The 20,568-nt window shown below is 65.1% G+C and carries 18 protein-coding genes and 1 tRNA gene; 8 read left to right on the top strand and 11 right to left on the bottom strand.

Translation table 11 applies throughout. The features are described from left to right. Positions 1 to 67 precede the first annotated feature (67 nt). Together ilvD and AB4851_RS20085 are read left to right on the top strand one after the other, a co-directional pair. Complete coding sequence (gene ilvD / locus AB4851_RS20090; protein ID WP_414442843.1) at positions 68 to 1,741, top strand: dihydroxy-acid dehydratase; 1,674 nt, start codon at positions 68 to 70, stop codon at positions 1,739 to 1,741. Positions 1,742 to 1,865: 124 nt separating this feature from the next. After that, positions 1,866 to 2,195, top strand: coding sequence for a c-type cytochrome (locus AB4851_RS20085; protein WP_414451189.1), 330 nt, complete (start codon positions 1,866 to 1,868; stop codon positions 2,193 to 2,195). 89 nt (positions 2,196 to 2,284) lie between these two features. Here AB4851_RS20085 and AB4851_RS20080 read toward each other — a convergent pair whose 3' ends face one another. From AB4851_RS20080 to AB4851_RS20070, 3 genes are read right to left on the bottom strand one after another with little or no spacing between them, the layout of a single operon-like run. Further along, entirely contained in the window at positions 2,285 to 4,144 is a 1,860-nt protein-coding gene (locus AB4851_RS20080; RefSeq protein ID WP_414451188.1) for a DUF2486 family protein, read from the bottom strand. Between the two features lie 17 nt (positions 4,145 to 4,161). Then, positions 4,162 to 4,578, bottom strand: coding sequence for a DNA polymerase III subunit chi (locus tag AB4851_RS20075; protein WP_414451187.1), 417 nt, complete (start codon positions 4,576 to 4,578; stop codon positions 4,162 to 4,164). A gap of 46 nt (positions 4,579 to 4,624) precedes the next feature. After that, entirely contained in the window at positions 4,625 to 6,136 is a 1,512-nt protein-coding gene (locus AB4851_RS20070; protein WP_414451186.1) for a leucyl aminopeptidase, read from the bottom strand. Positions 6,137 to 6,248: 112 nt separating this feature from the next. On the opposite strand from AB4851_RS20070, the gene lptF reads away from it, so the two are divergent. From lptF to AB4851_RS20055, 3 genes are read left to right on the top strand one after another with little or no spacing between them, the layout of a single operon-like run. Further along, positions 6,249 to 7,340, top strand: coding sequence for an LPS export ABC transporter permease LptF (gene lptF, locus AB4851_RS20065; protein ID WP_414451185.1), 1,092 nt, complete (start codon positions 6,249 to 6,251; stop codon positions 7,338 to 7,340). A gap of 3 nt (positions 7,341 to 7,343) precedes the next feature. Beyond that, positions 7,344 to 8,492: an LPS export ABC transporter permease LptG gene (gene lptG, locus AB4851_RS20060; RefSeq protein ID WP_414451184.1), complete on the top strand. Its 1,149-nt coding sequence runs from the start codon at positions 7,344 to 7,346 to the stop codon at positions 8,490 to 8,492. 16 nt (positions 8,493 to 8,508) lie between these two features. Continuing rightward, positions 8,509 to 8,883, top strand: coding sequence for a sirohydrochlorin chelatase (locus tag AB4851_RS20055; protein WP_414442850.1), 375 nt, complete (start codon positions 8,509 to 8,511; stop codon positions 8,881 to 8,883). A 96-nt stretch (positions 8,884 to 8,979) separates the two neighbouring features. On the opposite strand, the gene cobA is transcribed toward AB4851_RS20055, so the two are convergent. From cobA to AB4851_RS20025, 6 genes are all read right to left on the bottom strand, one after another. Next, positions 8,980 to 9,747 carry a uroporphyrinogen-III C-methyltransferase gene (cobA, locus tag AB4851_RS20050; RefSeq protein WP_414451183.1) on the bottom strand — a complete coding sequence of 256 codons (768 nt, stop codon included), beginning with the start codon at positions 9,745 to 9,747 and terminating at the stop codon, positions 8,980 to 8,982. A 68-nt stretch (positions 9,748 to 9,815) separates the two neighbouring features. After that, on the bottom strand, positions 9,816 to 11,132 hold the full coding sequence (locus AB4851_RS20045; RefSeq protein ID WP_414442852.1) for a sulfate adenylyltransferase subunit 1: 1,317 nt from the start codon (positions 11,130 to 11,132) through the stop codon (positions 9,816 to 9,818). A 23-nt stretch (positions 11,133 to 11,155) separates the two neighbouring features. Beyond that, positions 11,156 to 12,112 carry a sulfate adenylyltransferase subunit CysD gene (cysD, locus tag AB4851_RS20040; RefSeq protein ID WP_414451182.1) on the bottom strand — a complete coding sequence of 319 codons (957 nt, stop codon included), beginning with the start codon at positions 12,110 to 12,112 and terminating at the stop codon, positions 11,156 to 11,158. A gap of 93 nt (positions 12,113 to 12,205) precedes the next feature. Further along, complete coding sequence (locus AB4851_RS20035) at positions 12,206 to 12,943, bottom strand: phosphoadenylyl-sulfate reductase (protein ID WP_414442854.1); 738 nt, start codon at positions 12,941 to 12,943, stop codon at positions 12,206 to 12,208. Further along, positions 12,940 to 13,476 carry a DUF934 domain-containing protein gene (locus AB4851_RS20030; protein WP_414451181.1) on the bottom strand — a complete coding sequence of 179 codons (537 nt, stop codon included), beginning with the start codon at positions 13,474 to 13,476 and terminating at the stop codon, positions 12,940 to 12,942. Before AB4851_RS20030 ends, AB4851_RS20035 begins: the two co-directional genes overlap by 4 nt. Before the next feature lie 18 nt (positions 13,477 to 13,494). After that, entirely contained in the window at positions 13,495 to 15,174 is a 1,680-nt protein-coding gene (locus AB4851_RS20025; protein ID WP_414451180.1) for a nitrite/sulfite reductase, read from the bottom strand. 226 nt (positions 15,175 to 15,400) lie between these two features. Here AB4851_RS20025 and AB4851_RS20020 point away from each other — a divergent pair, with 226 nt between their 5' ends. The 3 genes from AB4851_RS20020 to AB4851_RS20010 all read left to right on the top strand — a co-directional run bounded on the left by AB4851_RS20020 (position 15,401) and on the right by AB4851_RS20010 (position 18,053). After that, on the top strand, positions 15,401 to 16,342 hold the full coding sequence (locus AB4851_RS20020; protein WP_414442857.1) for a CysB family HTH-type transcriptional regulator: 942 nt from the start codon (positions 15,401 to 15,403) through the stop codon (positions 16,340 to 16,342). Between the two features lie 157 nt (positions 16,343 to 16,499). After that, positions 16,500 to 16,584: transfer RNA gene (locus tag AB4851_RS20015), tRNA-Leu, on the top strand. A gap of 359 nt (positions 16,585 to 16,943) precedes the next feature. Then, positions 16,944 to 18,053: a hypothetical protein gene (locus AB4851_RS20010; RefSeq protein WP_414451179.1), complete on the top strand. Its 1,110-nt coding sequence runs from the start codon at positions 16,944 to 16,946 to the stop codon at positions 18,051 to 18,053. 398 nt (positions 18,054 to 18,451) lie between these two features. Here the strand turns inward: AB4851_RS20010 and AB4851_RS20005 are convergent, their stop codons facing one another. Continuing rightward, a complete protein-coding gene (locus AB4851_RS20005) occupies positions 18,452 to 19,441 on the bottom strand; it encodes a LysR family transcriptional regulator (protein WP_414451178.1) in 990 nt (329 codons plus the stop codon). A gap of 223 nt (positions 19,442 to 19,664) precedes the next feature. Beyond that, a complete protein-coding gene (locus AB4851_RS20000; RefSeq protein WP_414442860.1) occupies positions 19,665 to 20,363 on the bottom strand; it encodes a response regulator in 699 nt (232 codons plus the stop codon). Positions 20,364 to 20,568: the final 205 nt, after the last annotated feature.

Here is a 20,568-nt window from a genome sequence, read left to right as displayed (position 1 = left end):
ACCATCCTTGCCTGATCCCCGGCCGTGCCTCGCGACCGGTCACGAGAATCCCGAGATGGAGCCCCTCATGTCCCACAACCGTCGCTCGAAAAACATCACGCAAGGCGTCGCCCGCTCCCCGAATCGTTCGATGTATTACGCGCTCGGCTACGAGAAGGCGGATTTCGACAAGCCGATGATCGGCATCGCCAACGGCCACTCCACCATCACGCCGTGCAACGCGGGCCTGCAGCGGCTGTCCGATGCGGCCGTCGAGGCCGTCAGGGCGGCCGGCGCGAATCCGCAGATCTTCGGCACGCCCACCATCTCCGACGGCATGTCGATGGGCACCGAGGGCATGAAGTATTCGCTCGTGTCGCGCGAGGTGATCGCCGATTGCATCGAGACCTGCGTGCAGGGGCAATGGATGGACGGCGTGGTGGTGGTCGGCGGCTGCGACAAGAACATGCCCGGCGGCATGATCGCGCTGGCACGCCTGAACGTGCCGGGCATCTACGTGTACGGCGGCACGATCCGCCCCGGCAACTGGAAGGGGCACGATCTGACGATCGTGTCGGCGTTCGAGGCGGTGGGCGAGTTCACGGCCGGGCGCATGTCGCAGGAGGATTTCGACGGCATCGAGCGCAATGCCTGCCCGTCCACCGGCTCGTGCGGCGGCATGTACACGGCCAACACGATGAGCTCGTCGTTCGAGGCGCTCGGCATGGCGCTGCCCTATTCGTCGACGATGGCCAACCCCGATCAGGAAACCGTCGATTCGGCCGCCGAATCGGCGCGCGTGCTGGTGGAAGCCGTCAAGCGCGATCTGAAGCCGCGCGACATCATCACCCGGCGCTCGATCGAGAACGCCGTGTCGGTGCTGATGGCCACCGGCGGCTCGACCAATGCCGTGCTGCACTACCTGGCGATCGCGCACGCCGCCGAGATCGACTGGACCATCGACGATTTCGAACGAATCCGCCAGCGCGTGCCGGTGATCTGCGACCTGAAGCCGTCGGGGCGCTTCGTCGCGACCGACCTGCACAAGGCCGGCGGCATCCCGCAGGTGATGCGGCTCCTGCTCGACGCGGGGCTGCTGCACGGCGATTGCCTGACCATCACCGGCAAGACCATCGAGGAGACGCTGCGCGACGTGCCGCCCGTGCCGCGCGCCGACCAGCAGGTGATCTTCCCGATCGACCGGGCGCTCTATGCGCAGGGGCATCTGGCGATCCTCAAGGGCAACCTCGCCGAAGACGGCGCGGTCGCCAAGATCACCGGCCTCAAGAACCCGGTGATCACCGGCCCGGCGCGCGTGTTCGACGACGAGCAAAGCGCGATGCAGGCGATCCTCGACGACCGGATCCGCGCCGGCGACGTGGTGGTGCTGCGCTATCTCGGCCCGCAAGGCGGCCCCGGCATGCCGGAGATGCTCGCGCCGACCTCCGCCATCATCGGCAAGGGGCTCGGCGAATCGGTCGGGCTGATCACCGACGGGCGCTTCTCGGGCGGCACCTGGGGCATGGTGGTGGGGCACGTCGCACCCGAGGCGTTCGCCGGCGGCACGATCGCGCTGGTGCAGGAAGGCGATTCGATCACGATCGACGCGCACCGGCTGCTGCTGCAATTGAACGTGGAGGAGGCCGAAATCGCGCGCCGCCGTGCCGCCTGGCAACGCCCCGCGCCGCGTTATACGCGTGGCGTGCTGGCAAAATTCGCGGCGCTGGCGCTGCCGGCCAATCGGGGCGCCGTGACGGGGTAAGCATGCGGCAGGCGCGCGTTCGCGGGCCGATGCGCAGCGAGAAGCAAGGTGCGAAGAAGCCATGCACCTTTGCTTCTATAATGCGCGGACAGCCAGGCCGGCCCACGAGCCGGCGGAGACCCCTATGAGAACCCTGTTTCTGGGTGCCACGCTCGTTGTTGCGCTGCTGGCATCGAGCGCCCCCGCCATCGCGCAGCAATCGGCCAGCGGCCCGGTGCTCGCGCAACGCAAGAATTGCATGGCATGCCATGCCATCGCCAATCCGCTGATGGGACCGTCGTTCCACGCCATTGCCGACCGCTATCTGCCACGCCCCGACGCCGTCGACTATCTCGCGCAAACCATCGTGCGCGGCAGCGTGGGCGTATGGAGCTCGGTGCCGATGCCCGCCAATACGCAGGTGACGGGCGACGAGGCTCGCGCGCTGGCGCAGTGGATCCTGACGTTGAAGTGAGGCGACGGCAAAAACGAACGCCGCGCGGCCGGTCAGGCATCGCGCGGCGTTGATTCTGCGTTTTCCTTTTGCTCTGCCGTGGCGTCGCGTCAGTGTTCCGACGTGGGCGCGTTGCGATGCGCGATCGCCTCTTCCACTGCCTCGCTCACCCAGCGTTCGATCTCGGGCGCAAGCACCGACACCACCTGTTGCGACACCTCGCCCACCAGCCAGGCCGCGTGCTGCTGCACGACTTCGCGGCTGCGCGCGTCGATCAACTCACGCCCCTCGCCCGACAGATAGGCGCTCACGCGCCCTTGCAGACGCTCGGCAATCCGGCGCGAATCGATCTTGACCGGCGGAGGCTGCGGCACCACCACCGATTCGCTGTGGCGCAACTCGGCCGGCAACGGCGTTTCGACGTCGGTGAAGCGCGACGGCACCGGCGTGACCGCATCGAACGGCGCCAGTTGCGCGAAGGCAGGCGGCGGCAGCGCATCGGCGCGCTGCCGGGCCGATTCGGTGCGGTCGGCGAGATCGCTGGCCGCAGCTTCGGTTTGCGCCGCAGGTGCCGAGGTCGCTTCGTCGTCCTCGAGATTGAGCGCGTAGGCGAGCGGGTCGCCATCCGGGGTGTCGTGTTCGTCGTCGTGGATGACGGACGGGAGCCTGGCATGCGCGGCGGACGGCTCCGGTTCGTGGACCGGTAACGGTTCGGGGGCGGCTGCCAACTCTTGCGGCACGGCCGGCTCGGTCGCGACGAACCGTGCTTCCGCCAGAGTCGGCTCGGACACGTCGGTGGGTTCATGCAACGCGAGCGGCTCGGGTATCGCTGCGAATTCCGCCGGCACGGCGGGTTCGGGCGAGGCGAAGGCGGCTTCGGGTTGCGTCAGGGTTGCGGGTTCGGGCGGCTGCGATTCGGCTTGAGCGGCGGACGCTGGCGGAATCGGTGGTTGTGGCTCGGGGACGAGGAAGGGTGTTTCGGCATGTGCCTGCTCGACCGGTGCGGCCGTCTCCTGGCGTTCGAGCGGTTGCGGCTCGGTTGCCGGTTCGTGCAATGCCGGTTCGGATTCAGGTGCGGCGAATGGCGCTTCGGCCTGCGTCGGCTCGATCGGTTCAATCGCGCGATGCGATTCAAGGGGTTGCGGCTCCGCCGCCAGTTCTTGTGGCACCAACTCAGGTTCGTGAGCCGCAAACGGCGCTTCGGCCTGCGTCGGCTCAACCGGCTCAGTCGCATGATGCGGTTCAAGCGGTTGCGGCTCCGCCACCAGCTCCTGCGGTACCGACTCAGGTTCGTGAGCCACAAACGGCGCTTCGGCCTGCGTCGGCTCAACCGGCTCAATCGCGCGATGCGGTTCAAGCGGCTGCGGCTCCGCTGCCAATTCTTGTGGCACCGACTCAGGTTCGTGAGCCACAAACGGCGCTTCGGCCTGCGTCGGCTCAACCGGCTCGGTCGCATGATGCGGTTCAAGCGGTTGCGGCTCCGCCGCCAGTTCTTGTGGCACCAACTCAGGCTCGTGAGCCGCAAACGGCGCTTCGGCCTGCGTCGGCTCAACCGGCTCGGGCGCATGATGCGGCTCAAGCGGCTGCGGCTCCGCCGCCAGTTCTTGTGGCACCGACTCAGGCTCGTCCGCCACGAACGCCGCCGCCGAAGCATCCAGCCCACCCACCGCCAACGGCGCTGCCTCTTCGCCCCGCTCGCCGTCAGCCGGCGCAAGCCGCGAAACCGGCAACGCATCGGCGCCCACCGCATCGGCCGGCGCATCGTAAGCCGTGGCAAGCGGCCGGCCCGCCTCGACCGCAGGCAAACCCGACGCCGCGACACCCGGCGCCACGTCGGGCGGCTGGTCCGGCAGATCGGTGGCGTGTGGCGGTATGTCGGGCCGCGGCGTCGCGCGCGCCAGTGCCGCCTTGCCGGGCACCAGCACGTCGGTCAGAACGGGAATGTCGAACGCGTTGTGGGCGTCGGGCATGTTGGCTCCAGGCGCGACTAGCCGCCTTGCTTGTAATTGTTCAGCGCGTAGCCGCGGTCGCGATAGAACCGGTAACGGTCGCGGCCGGCGGCCAGCTCGTCGGGCGTGTTGCCGACCACCTCCAGCAACCGCGTGAACCGCGCGAACTGCGCGGGCACCTCGGCACCGAGGTTCAGCACCACGCCGTCGTGCGGCGCATGGGACAGATCGGCGGTCAGCACGATCGGCGTCTGCGACGCCTGCGGGCTGTCGACCGAGCAGTGCGGAATGAAATCGAGCGGCGCAAAGGTCCAGAGCCGCTCGTCGAGCGCGCGCAGGCGCGCCGGATCTGCACAGACGACCACGGGTTGCCCCGCCAGATACGCCTTGCGCAGCAACCGACACGCATACGCGAGCGAATCGCCGACGTTCGAATGGAAGTCGATTCGCGTCATCGCGCGCTCCACCCGGCCCGTGCCGGGCTGCTCGTCACGGCTTCGCTCACGCGCCGGCGCGGTCGATCAGGAACTGCGACAGCAACGGCACCGGACGGCCCGTGGCGCCCTTCGCCGCGCCGCTCTTCCAGGCGGTGCCGGCGATGTCGAGGTGCGCCCACGGGTAGCTTTCGGTGAAGCGCGACAGGAAGCAGGCCGCCGTCACGCTGCCGCCCGGACGCCCGCCAATGTTGGCGAGGTCGGCGAAGTTCGACTTCAGTTGCTCCTGATATTCGTCTTCGATCGGCAGGCGCCAGGCCGCATCGCCCGCTTCGCGCGAGGCGTCGAGCAGTTCGCCCGCGAGCGCGTCGTCAGTCGAAAACAGGCCGCTGTTGTGATGGCCCAAGGCGATCACGCAAGCGCCCGTCAGCGTTGCGACGTCGATCACGGCGGCCGGCTTGAAACGCTCGGCGTAGGTCAGCGCATCGCACAGGATCAGGCGGCCTTCGGCGTCGGTGTTGAGCACCTCGATCGTCAAACCCTTCATGCTCGTGACGATATCGCCCGGCTTGGTGGCCAGGCCCGACGGCATGTTCTCGCAGGTCGGCACGATCGCGACGACGTTGAGCTTCAGCCCCATTTCGGCCACGGCGCGCATCGTGCCGAGCACCGAACCGGCGCCGCACATGTCGTACTTCATCTCGTCCATGCCCTCGCCCGGCTTCAGCGAGATGCCGCCCGTGTCGAACGTGATGCCCTTGCCGACCAGCACCACCGGCGCGGCCTTGGCGCCGCCGCCCTGGTAGTGCAGCACGATGAACTGCGGCGGCTCGACCGAGCCGCGCGTGACCGACAGGAACGAGCCCATCTTCAGCGCCTGGATCTGCTTGAGGCCCAGCACCTCGGCCTTCAGTCCGAAATCCTTGGCCAGTTGCTTTGCGGTGTTCGCCAGATAGGTGGGCGTGCAGACATTGCCCGGCAGATTGCCGAGGTCGCGCGTCAGATCCATGCCGTTGGCGATCGCCACGGCCTGCTTCAGCGCGGTCTTGGCGGCCTTCTCTTCGGTGGTGTCGACGCTGAACACGATGCGCTTGAGCGTGGCCGGCGCCGGCTCCGCCTTGCTCTTCATCTGCGTGAAACGGTAGGTTTCGTTGCGCAGCGAGAGAATCGCGGCGCGCACGCCCCAGTCGGCGCCGCGGTCGGTCACCGGCAGTTGCGCGAGCGTGAACGTGACCTGCGCGATGCGGGTGGCCAGCAGCGCGCGCCAGGCGGCGCGAGTGGCATCCTGGTAGGCCTTCTGGCCGAACGCATCCTGCTTGCCGAGGCCGACCAGCAGCACGCGCGACGCGCCGATTCCCTGGACTTCGTGCAGGAACAGCGTCTTGCCGGATTTGCCATCCATGTCGCCGGCCTTGACGATGCGCGACAGCAGGCCCTTGGTGGCCTCGTCGATATCGAGCGCGGCACCGGACAACGTCTGCGATTCGAACACACCGATCACGACGCAGTCGGACTTGCCGGTCAGGAACCCCTTGGAGGCACCTTTGCTCCAATCAAAGCCTTTTATGCTAAAGTCCATCGCGCTTGTCCTCGGATAAAATCTGGGCTATGTGGGTGAAAGCCGCAATTATCCGCTATTTTTCCCGTGGCGGCGCGCGCTCCCGCCCCTCCCCGCCCTCTTCGCATCAAACATGATCTTCGAACGCTCCCTCCGGCGTGAGCTGGCGTATACGGCCGGCGCTGTATTCATGGTGCTGCTCACGATCATGCTGACGTCGATGATGATCCGCATCGTCGGCTACGCAGCGTCCGGTCAGGTCAGCCCCAAGGATGTGCTCGTGCTGATCGGCCTCACCGTGATCGGCTACCTCGCGATGATCCTCGTCGGCACCCTGTTCGTGTCGATCCTGATCGTGCTCACGCGCTGGTACAAGGATTCCGAAATGGTGGTCTGGCTCGCCTCCGGCGTGAGCCTGACGCGCCTCATCAAGCCGATCGGCGTGTTCGCCACGCCGCTCGTGCTGCTGATCGCCTTCTTCGCGTTCGTCGGCTGGCCCTGGTCGAACCAGCAGAGCAAGCTGATCAAGGCGCGCTTCCAGCAGCGCGACGAAGTTTCGCTGCTCGCGCCCGGCCAGTTCCGCGAATCGCCCGCGACCAACCGCGTGTTCTTCATCGAGAAGATGACGCCCGATCAGGCCAAGGTGCAGAACGTGTTCGTCACGACCACCGAGGCCGACAAGGTCAACGTGGTGGTGTCGCAAACGGGCCACACCGAAACCGCAGCCAACGGCGATCGCTTCATCGTGCTGGAGAAGGGCCGGCGCTACGACGGCGTGCCCGGCCAGCCGAACTTCAAGATCATGCAGTTCGAGCGCTACGGCCTGAAGATCCAGAGCAAGGCGGTGGTCACCCAGCCCACCACCACCAGCACGCCCACGCTCGACCTGCTGCGCAATCCGACCAACGAGAACCTGGCCGAATTCGCCTGGCGCGCCGGCCTGCCGCTGATCGCGATCAATCTGATGATCCTGGCGATTCCGCTCGCCTACCAGAACCCGCGGCGCGGCCGCACCGTGAATCTCGTGATGGCCGTGCTGATCTATCTGACGTATTCGAACCTGCTCAACGTGGTGCAATCGCAGATCGAGCGCGGCAAGCTGCCGTTCGCCGTCGGCCTGGTCGTGCTGCACCTGGCGGTGGGCGGCGTGGTGGCGTTCCTGTTCTGGATGCGCGTGCGCAACCGGCCGCTGATCTCGCGCGCCACGTTCCGCCGGGGGAGCTGACCGATGCGGCTCTACGAAAAGTACTTCGCGCGGCAGATCTACCTGACCTTCATCTTCGTGCTGTTCGCGTTCTCGGGCCTGTTCTTCTTCTTCGACCTGATCAGCGAACTGAACTCGGTCGGGCACGGCACCTACAACTTCGGCTACGCGGTGTTGCGCGTGGCGCTGCAAACGCCGTCGCGCTTCTACGAAATCATCCCGGTGGCGGCACTGATCAGCTCGATCTACGTGTTCGCGCAGATGGCCGCGAACTCCGAATTCACGATCTTCCGCGTGTCGGGCCTCGCGACCAACCAGGCGCTGCGCTCGCTGCTGAAGATCGGCGTGCCGCTCGTGATCGCCACCTACCTGATCGGCGAATTCGTCGGCCCGTACACGGATCAACTGTCCGAGCGCGTGCGGCTCGAAGCGCTCGGGTCGTCGGTGTCGTCGGACTTCGCCTCGGGCGTATGGGTCAAGGACACGCTCACCGCGCGCGACAACGGCGAGCCGGTCACGCGTTTCGTCAACGTCGGCACGCTGTCGCCCGACTCCACCGTGCGCAACGTGCGGATCTACGAATTCGATTCGAAGTTCCAGCTCCAGAATGTGCGAATTGCCAAGGCGGGCCGCTACGCGCCGCCGGGCCACTGGCTGCTGACCGACGTGACCGATACCCAGCTCACGCCGATCGTGCCGGCCGCCACCGGCCCGCAGGACGCGCTGAACCCGGTCTACCGCTCGGAACAGGTGTCGATGCCGCAATATTCGCTGCGCTCGGACCTCACGCCGCAGATCCTCTCGGTGCTGCTGGTGTCGCCGGAACGGATGTCGATCTTCAATTTGTTCCGCTACATCCAGCATCTGCGCGAGAACCAGCAGGACACGCAGCGCTACGACATCGCGCTGTGGCGCAAGCTGCTCTACCCGTTCGCGGTGTTCGTGATGCTGGTGCTGTCGCTGCCGTTCGCCTACCTGCATACGCGTGCGGGCGTGGTCGGCGTGAAGGTGTTCGGCGGCATCATGCTCGGCATGAGCTTCCAGCTCTTCAACACGCTGTTCTCGCATATCGGCACGCTGAATACCTGGCCCGCGCCGCTCACGGCGGCGCTTCCTGGTCTGATCTACCTCGCGCTCGGGCTGTTCGCGCTGAAGTGGGTCGACCGCCACTGATCGACAAGGAGCGAAGATGAGCAAACACGGGATCATCCTGTTCGGACACGGTTCGCGCGACCCGCGCTGGATGGAGCCGTTCGAGCGGCTCGCCGAGCGCGTACGCGCCACGCACACGAGCGGTCCCGTCGCGCTCGCCTTCCTGGAGCTGATGCCGCCCGAACTCGAAGAGGCGATCGCCGCCCACGTCACGGCCGGCTGCGCGAAGATCACCGTGGTGCCGGTGTTCGTCGGTCAGGGCGGCCACGTGCGCCGCGACCTGCCCGAGATCATCGAGGTCTGCCGCGCCGCGCATCCGAATGTCGAAATCCGCAGCGCGTCGGCCATCGGCGAAGACGACTCGGTACTCGACGCCATCGCGCGCTACTGCGTGCAACAGGCGCACGCCTGAGCCTAAGCCTGATAAGCACGCTTCACGCATCATGAAAAAACGCCGGCTCGAAAGCCGGCGTTTTTGCTGGAATGCCTGAGCGGCAACGCGCGACGCTCAGGCCGCGTTGCGAATCTCGCCGCCTTCACCCTCGGCATCGCCCTCGCCCGCCTCGCGCCCGCGCTCGGCGAACGCATTGCCGATCATCAGCAGGCTCGGTTGCGAGGCATCGAGCCAGGCCTGCGCCTCACCCGCCGCCATCCGCGCCAGCGTCAACGCGAAGCTGCGCTCGCGCGGCGTGCTGCAAGCCTCGACGATCGCCACCGGGGTATCGCCCGGGCGGCCCGCGTCGATCAGTTGCTGCGCGATGCCGGGCGCGCTGTCGCGGCCCATGTAGAACACCAGCGAATCGGCGTTGACCTGCTCGCGGATCTCGTCGCTGCCGGGCGCGCGGCTCTGGGTGGCGAACGCCACGCTGCGCGACACGCCGCGCAGCGTCAGCGAGCGCTTGAGCGCCGCCGCGCTGGCCAATGCGGCCGTGATGCCCGGCACCACGTCGTAGTCGATGCCGGCCGCTTCCAGCGCGCGCATTTCCTCGTCGGCACGGCCGAACAGCATCGGGTCGCCGCCCTTCAGGCGCACCACCACGGCGTGCTCGCGCGCGGCGTCCACGATCTGCTTGTTGATGAATTGCTGCGCCGACGAGCGCTGCCCGCAGCGCTTGCCGACCGCGATGCGGCGTGCGTTCGGCGCGTAGTCGAGCATCTCCGGCTCGACCAGCGCGTCGTGCAGCACCACGTCGGCCTGCGCGAGCAGCCGCGCGCCGCGAACCGTGATGAGGTCCGCCGCACCCGGCCCCGCGCCAATCAGATACACCTTGCCCATATGTTCTTCGTCGGTTGTTCGCCGCCGGCGGCGGGCAGCAAAAAGCGCCCCGGCCGGCGGTACGGACCTCAGGCGGAGTACGCGCGGATCATGCCGGCGGCCACCGTGTGGTGCGTCGCCTCATCGATCAGCACGAACGCGCCCGTGGCCGGATGCGCATCGTAGGTGTCGCAGACGATCGGCTTTTGCAGCGTCAGCGCCACGCGGCCGATGTCGTTCATCTTCAGATCCTGGCGGTCAATGGCCTGCGATAGCGTATGCACGTCGAGCACCTGCCTGACCGCGCCGATCTTCGTGAACACCGTGTTGGTGGTCTGCTTCAGCAGATACTTGCGTTGCGGCGACAGCGGCGTTTCGTCGAACCAGCACAGGTCGGCCTCGAGCTTCTTGGCCGGCTCGATGCGCTGCGCGTTCGGCACGAACACGTCGCCGCGCGACACGTCGACATCCTCGGCCAGGCGGATCGTGACGGTCTGCCCGGCGAACGCGGATTCTACCGCAGCCGTGCCGCCCGGCACCGGCGCGACAATCTCCGCCACCGTGGCCGTGCGGCCCGACGGCAGCACCGCGATCTCGTCGCCCACCTTCACTTCGCCCGCTTCGACACGGCCCATGTAGCCGCGGAAATCGTCGGCCGAGTTGCCGTCCTGGCGCGCCACCCACTGCACCGGGAAGCGCAGCGCGTCGCCGCCGTCGATCGCCACCGGCAGCGATTCGAGCAGGTCGAGCAGCGGTTCGCCCGCGTACCACGGCATGCTGTCCGACAGCGTGACGATGTTGTCGCCCTTGAGCGCCGACACCGGCACGAAGCTCACGTCCTTCAGGCCCAGTTGCTGCGCGAGCCCCACGTAGGCGTCGCGAATCACGTTATAGGTGGATTCCGAATACTCGACCAGATCCATCTTGTTGATTGCGACGATCACGTGCTGCAAGCCGAGCAGCTTGACGATCGCGCTATGACGCTTGGTCTGCGGCAGCAGTTGCGTGACGCCGTTCTCGACCGTCACGCGGGTGGCGTCGACCAGGATGATCGCCGCATGCGCCGTGGACGCGCCGGTCACCATGTTGCGCGTGTACTGCTCGTGGCCCGGCGTGTCGGCGATGATGAACTTGCGCTTGGCGGTCGCGAAATAGCGGTATGCGACGTCGATCGTGATGCCCTGCTCGCGCTCGGCTTCGAGGCCGTCGGTCAGCAGCGCGAGGTCGAGCTCGTCGCCAACCGTGCGCTTGTTCTTCGCGCGCGACAGCGCCGAAAGCTGGTCCGACAGCACGGCCTTGCTGTCGTACAGCAGGCGGCCGATCAGCGTGCTCTTGCCGTCGTCGACGCTGCCTGCCGTGATGAATCGCAACACGCCGAGGTCTTCGTGGTTCTCGATGATGCTCATGATGTTCTCTGTCCTCGCGTGCTTCAGAAATAACCTTGCTTCTTGCGCTGTTCCATCGCGGCTTCCGATGCCTGATCGTCCATGCGCGTCGCGCCGCGCTCGGTGATCTCGGTCACGGCGGTTTCGGCGATGATCTTCTCGACGTCGTCGGCATCGCTGTCCACCGGGCAGGTGCAGCTGATGTCGCCGACCGTGCGGAAGCGCACCAGCGCCTGCTCGCTCGTTTCACCCTCGCGCATCGGCGTGAGCGGCGTGACCGGCACCAGCAGGCCGTTGCGGCGCACGATCTCGCGGTGGTGCGCGTAATAGATCGACGGCAGTTCGAGGTTCTCGCGGGCGATGTATTGCCACACGTCGAGCTCGGTCCAGTTCGAGATCGGGAACACGCGCAGGTGCTCGCCGTTGTGCAGGCGCGCGTTGTACAGGCTCCAGAGTTCCGGGCGCTGCGCCTTCGGGTCCCATTGGCCGAATTCGTCGCGGAACGAGAAGATCCGTTCCTTCGCCCGCGCCTTTTCCTCGTCACGGCGCGCGCCGCCAATCAGCGCCGTGTAGCCGTATTGCTCGATCGTTTCGAGCAGCGTGACGGCTTGCGCGGCGTTGCGCGAATCGGTTTCGCGGCGCAGCACCACGGTGCCGCGCTTGATCGAATCCTCGACATGGCCCACCACCAGCTCGGCGCCGATTTCCTTGGCGCGGCGATCACGGAAGTCGATCACTTCCTCGTAGTTGTGGCCGGTATCGATGTGCACCAGCGGGAACGGCAGCGAGGTCTTGCGGCCCGCGCCCAGCCCGAACGCCTTCAGCGCCAGATGCAGCACGACGACCGAATCCTTGCCGCCCGAAAACAACAGGGCCGGCTTGCTGCACTCGGCCACGAGCTCGCGCAGGATATGGATCGATTCGGCCTCGAGCCAGTCGAGGTGACCCATCCGGCTGGCGGTGCCGGCGGGCGGTGCGGATTGTTCGAGCGTCGTGCTCATGATGTCAGTCCTTACTGGGTTGCTGGCCGTCCGTCATGGCGGACGACGCCGTTCTATAGGGTTCGTGCTGCCTGGCCGATTGGGTCGACCGGCTCAGGCGTTGGCGCCGCGGTTCGGCAATTCGGATACCGGGGCCGCCGTGATGTGCAGGCCGCATTCCTTGCTGTCGCGCGATTCCCACCACCAGCGGCCCGCGCGGCTGTCCTCGCCGGGGCGAATCGCCCGAGTGCAAGGCTCGCAGCCGATGCTCGGGTAGCCGCGCGCATGCAGCGGATTGACCGGCACGTCGAAGGCCTTCAGGTACGCCCACACATCGGCTTCGGTCCAGTCGGCGAGCGGGTTGTACTTCGCGATGCCGCGTGCGTCGTCGTGTTCTTCCTCGTGCAGCTCCGCACGCGTGACCGACTGCTCGCGGCGCTGGCCCGTGACCCACGCATCGACGCCGGAGAGCGCGCGGTTCAGCGGCTCCACCTTGCGGATGTGGCAGCACGACTTGCGCAGCTCGACGCTTTCGTAGAACGCGTTCAGGCCGTGCTCGGCCACATACTGGTCGATCGCATCCTGCTGCGGATGGAACTGCTCGATCTCGTAGCCGTAGCGTTCGCGCACGCGGTCGATCATGCCGAGCGTTTCCGCGTGCAGCCGGCCGGTGTTCAGCGAGAAGATGCCGATCGCGACGCCCTTGGACAACACCGCGTGCGTCACCAGCATGTCCTCGGCCGCCAGGCTGCTCGCGAACTTCACGCGCGGGTGGCGCTCGGCGATCGACGCGAGCAACGCGTCGAGCCGGGCCACCTTCGCGCTCAGTTCGGGCGTGAGGGCGTCGCTCATGCGCTCACCTGTCCAGCGGCGGCGCGGCGGCGGAACAGCGGCACGGCCTCGTCCACCGCGCCCTGATAGCGCTCGGAGAATTCCGTGAACGCGGCCAGCGCATCGTGCGGATCGCGGTCGGCACGCACCGCGAACGCGTCGAAACCGCAACGCGACAGGTACAGCAACTGGTCGCGCAGCACGTCGCCGATCGCGCGCAGCTCGCCGGTCCAGCCGTAGCGATTGCGCAGCAGGTGCGCCGTGCTGTAGCCGCGGCCGTCGCCGAAGCGCGGGAAATCGACGGCGATCACCGTCAGCTTGTCGAAGTCGGCCACCACGTCGGCCGGTTCGCTGTCCGGCGCGAGCCACACGCCGAGTTGATCCTTGCCGCGCGCGGCCAGCAGCACGTCGCGCCCGGCCTGCCAGTAGGCCAGCGGCACCAGCAGCTTGCCGGCCGGCAGCGCGTCCACGTCGGGCAGCACGCCGTCTTCGCCGGCCCGCACGACCTGCCATGCGTCGTCGATCACGGCGCGGTTCTTGATAATCGAAGCCATCTGCTAATTCCTCGTTGCTTACGCGTGGGCCGGCTGGCGGGCTGCGTACACGCGTTCCTTGAACGGCGCGAGACCGATGCGCTGGTACGTGTCGATGAAGCGTTCGCCGTCGATGCGCGATTCGACGAACGTGTCCACCAGCTTGGTGATCACGTCCGGCACCTCATGCGCCGAGAACGACGGGCCGATCACGCGGCCGAGCTTCAGGCCGTCCGCGCCGGTGCCCTGTTCGCCGCCGAGCGAGATCTGGTACCACTCGGAACCGTCCTTGTCGACGCCGAGGATGCCGATGTTGCCGACATGGTGGTGACCGCACGAGTTCATGCAGCCCGAGATGTTCAGCGACATCTCGCCGAGGTCGTACACGTAATCGAGATCGTCGAAGCGATCCTGGATCGCCTGCGCGATCGGCAGCGACTTCGCGTTCGCCAGCGAGCAGAAATCGCCGCCCGGGCACGCGATGATGTCGGTCAGCAGGCCGATGTTCGGCGTGGCGAAGCCGGCCGCCTTGGCCTTTTCCCACAGCGCGAACAGGTCGTGCTTCTTGACGTTCGCGAGGATCAGGTTCTGCTCGTGCGACACGCGCAGCTCGCCGAACGAATACTGGTCGGCCCAATCGGCCACCTGGTCCATCTGCGCGTCGGTCGCATCGCCCGGCGCGACGTTGTTCGGCTTCAGCGACAGCGTGACGGCCGCGTAGCCCGACACCTTGTGCGGCGCGACGTTGCGCTCGACCCAGCGCGCGAACGCCTTGTTCTCGAGCAGGTGCTGCTCGTAGGACGTATCGGTGTCCGCGAGCTTTTCGTAGGCCGGCGGCGCGAAGAATTGCGAGACGCGATCCAGTTCGGCCTGCGTCAGCGTCGACGGGCCGTCCTTCAGGTGTTGCCACTCGGCCTCGACCTGCTGCGAGAACTTCTCCGGCGACAGCGCCTTGACGAGAATCTTGATCCGCGCCTTGTAGAGGTTGTCGCGGCGGCCGAAGCGGTTGTACACGCGCAGCACGGCTTCGCAATAGGTCAGCAGATGCTGCCACGGCAGGTTTTCGCGGATGATCGCGCCGACGATCGGCGTACGGCCCAGGCCGCCGCCCGCGAGGATGCTCGCGACCACCTGGCCGTTCGCGTCGTGCGACAGGTACACGCCGAGGTCGTGCATCTGCACGGCCGCGCGGTCCACCTTCGAGCCGGACACGGCGATCTTGAACTTGCGCGGCAGCCAGGCGAATTCCGGATGGAACGTCGACCACTGGCGCAGGATTTCCGACCACGGACGCGGGTCGATCACTTCGTCCTGCGCGACGCCGGCGAACTGGTCGGCCGTGATGTTGCGGATGCAGTTGCCCGAGGTCTGGATGCCGTGCATCTGGACCGAGGCGAGCTTGGCGAGAATGTCGGGCGTTTCCTCGAGCTTGATCCAGTTGAACTGGATGTTCGAGCGCGTGGAGAAATGGCCGTAGCCGCGGTCGTTCTCGCGGGCGATGCGGGCCAGCATCCGGAGCTGATCGCTGCGCAGGTTGCCGTACGGCACCGCGATCCGGTGCATGTAGGCGTGACGCTGCATGTACAGGCCGTTCTGCAGGCGCAGCGGCTTGAATTCGTCTTCGCTCAATTCGCCCGACAGCCGGCGGCGCACTTGATCGCGGAACTGCGCGACGCGTTCGTCGACGATCGTCTGGTCGTACTGGTCGTACTGATACATTCGGGGACCCCAGGGTTTCGTGTTGACTGCTCGGCGTCCTAGCCACGCCGTGCCCGACCTCCGTTTTCGTCTGCGCCTGACCCATCGAGCCGTCTAGCCCGCGGCCGTGTCATTTGCTAATGACGAAAACAGATATCCATATTTGAAAAACCAAGGTGAATCGTAATAAACTCGCCTTATATTTCAAACGACTAAAAAATTCTGTCCATATGCGGAAGGGTTATATATGAACCTGCACCAATTTCGTTTCGTGCGCGAGGCCGTCCGCCAGAATTACAACCTCACCGAGGCGGCCAAGGCCCTGTTTACGTCGCAACCGGGCGTCTCGAAGGCCATCATCGAGCTCGAGGACGAGCTGGGCGTGGAGATCTTCACGCGGCACGGCAAGCGCGTGCGCTCGTTGACCGAACCCGGACGCATCATTCTCGCCTCGGTCGAACGGATTCTGCAGGAAGTCGAAAGCCTGAAAAGGGTCGGAAAGGATTATGCGGCGCAGGATCAGGGCAACCTGACCATCGCCGCCACCCATACCCAGGCGCGCTATTCGCTGCCGGGCGCGATCGCCGAATTCAAGAAGCGCTTCCCGAAGGTGCATCTTTCGATCCTGCAGGGCAGCCCCACGCAGGTGGCCGAAATGGTGATCCACGACCAGGCCGATCTCGCGATCGCGACCGAGGCGATCGCCGACTACAAGGAGTTGGTGTCGCTGCCGTGCTTCCAGTGGCACCACGCGGCCGTGGTGCCGGCCGACCATCCGCTGCTGGAGCGCCGGCCGCCCTCGCTCGACGATCTCGCGCAATACCCGCTGATCACCTACGACGACGCGTTCGCCGGCCGCAAGAAGATCAACCACGCGTTCGCGCTGCGCGGCTTGTCGCCCGACATCGTGCTCGAGGCGATCGACGCGGACGTGATCAAGACCTACGTGGAACTGGGGCTGGGCGTCGGCATCCTGGCCGACATCGCGTTCAATCCCGAGCGCGACCGCAACCTGCGCGCGATTCCGGTCGGACATCTGTTCGGCAGCAACGTCACGCGGGTCGCGCTCAAGCAGGGCGCGTATCTGCGCGGTTACGTGTATACGCTGGTCGAACTGCTCTCACCGACGCTGAATCGCAAGCTGATCGAGCAAGCGCTCAAGGGCGAGGCGGAATCGTACGAGCTGTGAGGTAAGGGGCGGCGCTGACGGCCTATTGATCTCGCGCGGACTATATATAGAAGGGATTGTCACCCGATCGCGGTGCGCTGCTTGCCCGTCGCAACGATTTCCGCCATAATCTCCGTTTCGCCTGCGCGCAATCGCACGCGCAAGGTCCGAATTCTCTGCCCAGGTGGTGAAACTGGTAGACGCAGGGGACTCAAAATCCCCCGCCGCAAGGCGTGCCGGTTCGATTCCGGCCCTGGGCACCAGATATTCGCTTCGGATACCTTTCCGGAGCCTCTCAAAACCCGTGTCGATCCGCTGATCGCCACGGGTTTTTCATTGGTAGCCGCGGCGGGTTGTGTGTCGGGTTTCGCATCACCCCGATGCACCGACTGGCCCACATAGCTAGCCCATCTAGCTCACCAGCACCATCGGAAAAATTCCGAAAACAGCCCATCCGATTTCCCCATTCCTTGCCGGGAAAAACCAGATTTTCCCGAGTCGTGCCCTCGCGCGCACCGTCGAACTTTACACTTTGCCTACTCGGTCAACTTTTGTCGCGCGCCGAACGATTGGCCCACGCGCCGCCCCTCCCACACCCCTCCTACCCTTCCCGATCATGGTCATGAAACTCATCCCCATCGCGGGCGACCTCGCCCTTCCCGGTTGGCACGCGTTGCGTACGGTACCGTTCGGTGAATCGTGGGCGCTTGCTGGTCATGCCACCGATCGTCATCCGTCGTTCGTACGCGCGACCTGTCGTGCTGCGTTCGCGTCGTTTTTCGGCACCGCCAACCGGCCGCAATCCGCTCCCGTGGCGCACGTCGCATCCATTCGCGCGGCCGGCGGCATCTCGCCGCGCGAAATACGCCTCGCAACCTACTGGACGATCGGTGCACTCGGCGTACTGGGCGGCCTCGTATTCGGCACCTCGCGCAGCAACGAAAAGCCGCTGGAAAACGCCGTGCCGATGCAGCCCGCCGTAAGCGGCGCGAAGCCGCTTGCAGCGCTTGCCTCCGTCACGACGCCCGGAGCGAGCCTCACAACGCCCGAAGAGAGCCGCAAGGCCTCGCCTACCGCATCGATTCAGCCCGAAACGCCATCGCCCGCGGCTCCGGTGAAGAAAGCACCGGCCCACACCCCGTCGCACGCCATGCCGCATCACGCCACGCCTCGACATGCGGCCACCGCCAAGCACAAGCACAAGCACAAGCAGAATTATGAGATCCCGCTTGCAGGCAAGGCGCCAGCGACCAAGCAAGCGCACAAGACCACACAAGCGCCTCGCGCTGCGGCCCCTAAAGTCGATGCGCGTGTGGCCCATGATCGTGACGCATTGCGTGCGCAACGCTGGCGCGAGATCGGCGCGATGCAAAGATTTGCGCCTCACCGCGCCGCAGCGCTACCCACGCCGGCGCCGGTCAACGCCGTAAGCGATGGAAAGCTGGGCACGCCCAACCTCGATCCGGCCGCAACGCGTGCCTATGCGCATCCGGTATCGCACGCCCACCTCGCCCAAACGTCTCGTGCCCAGGAGCCGCTGGTGCCACTGCGCAGCGAAACCCCGGCAATTCTCGTCGCAACGCCCGGCACAAGCGCGCCCGTTGCCATGCCGGCCGCTGCGAAAACGGCCGCTGGGCATATCGAAATCGTGATCGGCAAGGCAACCATCCGCATCGAAGGCGACGTCGACCCGGCCGTGCTGCGGCAAGTATTGGCGGCTCTGCCCGCCTGAAGATTCCTGGCTATCGCAGCCGGCCATCCGAGCGAAATCGACAGGCGTCGCTCACGCGATGACCTATCGGTCGCCGAACCGACGTCCGAGTCACACCGAAAACGCGTCGCACGTCTCTCTCAAGCGCCAGATCCGATCGCCATTCGTCGCCTTCAAAAAGGGGGATTGGCGACGCGGCCTGCTACTTGGCCGCGAATAGGCGATGCTCGCCCCCCGTCGCAAGCGGGCGTGACTCCTGACCACTCGGCCACAGATCGACTGAACGTCACGGATCGCGCAGCGGCGATCATCATTGATCGCAAGCCTACCGTGAGTAAGGAGAGCCAAACGACGCGCACCCTGAACCGAATAGGGGATGTCGGGGCCGGCAATAAGAAAAACAGAGGAAGGGGACAGGCTCAGACAGGCTTATCAGCGGGCGACGGTGTGCCATTCGCATTCGGATCGTTCAACGGGTCGAAGGGCCGAAAAGCCTCCTGCTCGATACGTTGTGCGGCCCCGATTTCGTCTCGCAAAAAATCGAGCCACGTGCGGATCTTGGCATCGATATAGTGCCGCGACGAATACAGCGCGGAAATGGTGCGCTTGGACGAACGATACTCAGGCATCACACGCACGATGTCGCCAGCACGCATCGCATCAATGACGGAATAGACGGGCAGGATACCGATGCCCATTCCCTCGCGAATCGCAACCGCCATCGCTTCATAGGTATTCACTCGAAACGGCGCGGCTGTTACCGATACATTGGCCTTGCCGTCGGGTCCGACCAATTCCCATTCACCCGAGCCCGCCGATGCCGCATCGGACGTTACATAGCTGTGCGTAACGAGATCGGCCAGACAACGCGGCGTGCCGTGCTTCGCAAGGTACGCTGGCGATGCGCACAACACACCGAAGGTTTCACCGAGCCGGACGCCAACGAGGCTTGAATTCGGCAAATCACCGCCCACCAAGACCGATACATCGAGGCCCTCGTCGACCAGCCCTGGTGTACGTTGCGACAGGGTCAATTCGATCTGGACTTCCGGATAGCGCTGCCGGTATTTTGCGACGGCAGGCACGAGATAATGTTGCCCGAGACTGACCATACAATGCACGCGCAACCAGCCGCTCGGATTGATGCTGGCTTCGCGCGCCTCGGCTTCGGCTTCGTCGATAAGCACGAGGATCGCCTGGCAACGCTGCAAATAACGCTCGCCGGCTTCGGTCGAAACAATGCGGCGCGTGGTGCGATTGAGCAGCCGCGTTTGCAGATAGGCCTCGAGTGCCGCCACGGCACGCGATACCTGAGGAATCGTCGTGTTCAACCGATGAGCTGCGGCGGTAAAACTTTTTGCATTTGCGACACAGGCGAAAATGCGCATGTTCTGTAGCTTGTTTTGCATGTTCCACTTCCGATACCGAATGACGCTCATCGACGGCGTATCTGACGTTCGATTTTCCAGGTGATACCCATGCAGGCAACCGGCACCCAGATATGAACCATCTCGCGACCAGTACATAAACAACAGGACAACTTATTAATATCAGGGACTCGATGTCAAAAGAATGTAGCCAGGGACACCACGAAGAAACCGCTGAATGAGGCTGTTTGCCGTGTTGGAACGATCAGGAGAACAAACGCTTTGCGGCAGTCAGCAACTCGACCGAATTACGCGCGCCGAGCTTTTTCATGGCTGCTTTCTTCTGCGCGCTGATGGTTTTACAACTGCGCCGACGCACCGCTGCGATTTCCGTGACGGTCATGCCACTCGACCACATGCGCATGACTTCGAGTTCGCGCAAGGACAAATCGACCAGGCTACCGTTGCCGTAACCGGTGCCGCCCGAACCGAAGCGTTGAAGCACGATCGACGAGGTTTCCGAATCGAAATACTTGCTGCCGCCGAATACCTTGCGGATGATTTTGGCCAGCTCGATCAAATCCTCGCTGCCCTTTCGGATAAAGCCATCGGCGCCCAGTTCGACAACGCGTGCGACCATTGCGAATTGATCGAGCGTCGACGTGAAAATAGTACGAATCTCAGGATAGGTACGCAGAATACGCTCAACCATTTGCAAGCCATCGGGTTGAGAATCGTTCGAGAAGTTGTAGTCGCACACGAGCAGATCGCACGACGTGCGATTCAGTTGCGCATACAGTTCGTCGACCGAACTGGCGGTGGCCACGATGTCGATGTCGTTCTCGTCTTCGAGCAAACGGGAAAGCCCGTAACGCAGCACCGGTTGGCGATCGGCAATGATCACACGGATGGGCACCGTGCAGACGCGGCCTGGCTCGGTCACGCCCTTGATGAAGGATTGCATTTGCATTTCGTTACCCTTTAATGTGCGGCAAGCATGCTAGGTCTCGAATCGATCGATCTTCTTGCGATCGCACGCCGAAGCCGATCCGTCATGCCGCGTGGTTGTCCAACATATTGCCTAGGACATATCCTAGCTTTTGCTCGATTGATTCTTAGGACAGCTTCCCCACAAAATCTGCCATACTGGCCCGCAGCAATAGACCGGA

Origin of the sequence: Burkholderia sp. 22PA0099, assembly GCF_047497165.1 — a bacterium.
Taxonomy (GTDB): Bacteria; Pseudomonadota; Gammaproteobacteria; order Burkholderiales; family Burkholderiaceae; genus Burkholderia.
The sequence above is the reverse complement of the archived record's forward strand: the minus strand, read 5'-3'. Positions and strand labels throughout refer to the sequence as shown.

Excerpts from the sequence above, each read along its gene's own strand:
- ilvD (WP_414442843.1), top strand. The coding sequence starts at position 68 with ATGTCCCACAACCGTCGCTCGAAAAACATCACGCAAGGCGTCGCCCGC.
- AB4851_RS20085 (WP_414451189.1), top strand. The coding sequence starts at position 1,866 with ATGAGAACCCTGTTTCTGGGTGCCACGCTCGTTGTTGCGCTGCTGGCA.
- AB4851_RS20080 (WP_414451188.1), bottom strand. The coding sequence starts at position 4,144 with ATGCCCGACGCCCACAACGCGTTCGACATTCCCGTTCTGACCGACGTG.
- AB4851_RS20075 (WP_414451187.1), bottom strand. The coding sequence starts at position 4,578 with ATGACGCGAATCGACTTCCATTCGAACGTCGGCGATTCGCTCGCGTAT.
- AB4851_RS20070 (WP_414451186.1), bottom strand. The coding sequence starts at position 6,136 with ATGGACTTTAGCATAAAAGGCTTTGATTGGAGCAAAGGTGCCTCCAAG.
- lptF (WP_414451185.1), top strand. The coding sequence starts at position 6,249 with ATGATCTTCGAACGCTCCCTCCGGCGTGAGCTGGCGTATACGGCCGGC.
- lptG (WP_414451184.1), top strand. The coding sequence starts at position 7,344 with ATGCGGCTCTACGAAAAGTACTTCGCGCGGCAGATCTACCTGACCTTC.
- AB4851_RS20055 (WP_414442850.1), top strand. The coding sequence starts at position 8,509 with ATGAGCAAACACGGGATCATCCTGTTCGGACACGGTTCGCGCGACCCG.
- cobA (WP_414451183.1), bottom strand. The coding sequence starts at position 9,747 with ATGGGCAAGGTGTATCTGATTGGCGCGGGGCCGGGTGCGGCGGACCTC.
- AB4851_RS20045 (WP_414442852.1), bottom strand. The coding sequence starts at position 11,132 with ATGAGCATCATCGAGAACCACGAAGACCTCGGCGTGTTGCGATTCATC.
- cysD (WP_414451182.1), bottom strand. The coding sequence starts at position 12,112 with ATGAGCACGACGCTCGAACAATCCGCACCGCCCGCCGGCACCGCCAGC.
- AB4851_RS20035 (WP_414442854.1), bottom strand. The coding sequence starts at position 12,943 with ATGAGCGACGCCCTCACGCCCGAACTGAGCGCGAAGGTGGCCCGGCTC.
- AB4851_RS20030 (WP_414451181.1), bottom strand. The coding sequence starts at position 13,476 with ATGGCTTCGATTATCAAGAACCGCGCCGTGATCGACGACGCATGGCAG.
- AB4851_RS20025 (WP_414451180.1), bottom strand. The coding sequence starts at position 15,174 with ATGTATCAGTACGACCAGTACGACCAGACGATCGTCGACGAACGCGTC.
- AB4851_RS20020 (WP_414442857.1), top strand. The coding sequence starts at position 15,401 with ATGAACCTGCACCAATTTCGTTTCGTGCGCGAGGCCGTCCGCCAGAAT.
- AB4851_RS20010 (WP_414451179.1), top strand. The coding sequence starts at position 16,944 with ATGAAACTCATCCCCATCGCGGGCGACCTCGCCCTTCCCGGTTGGCAC.
- AB4851_RS20005 (WP_414451178.1), bottom strand. The coding sequence starts at position 19,441 with ATGCAAAACAAGCTACAGAACATGCGCATTTTCGCCTGTGTCGCAAAT.
- AB4851_RS20000 (WP_414442860.1), bottom strand. The coding sequence starts at position 20,363 with ATGCAATCCTTCATCAAGGGCGTGACCGAGCCAGGCCGCGTCTGCACG.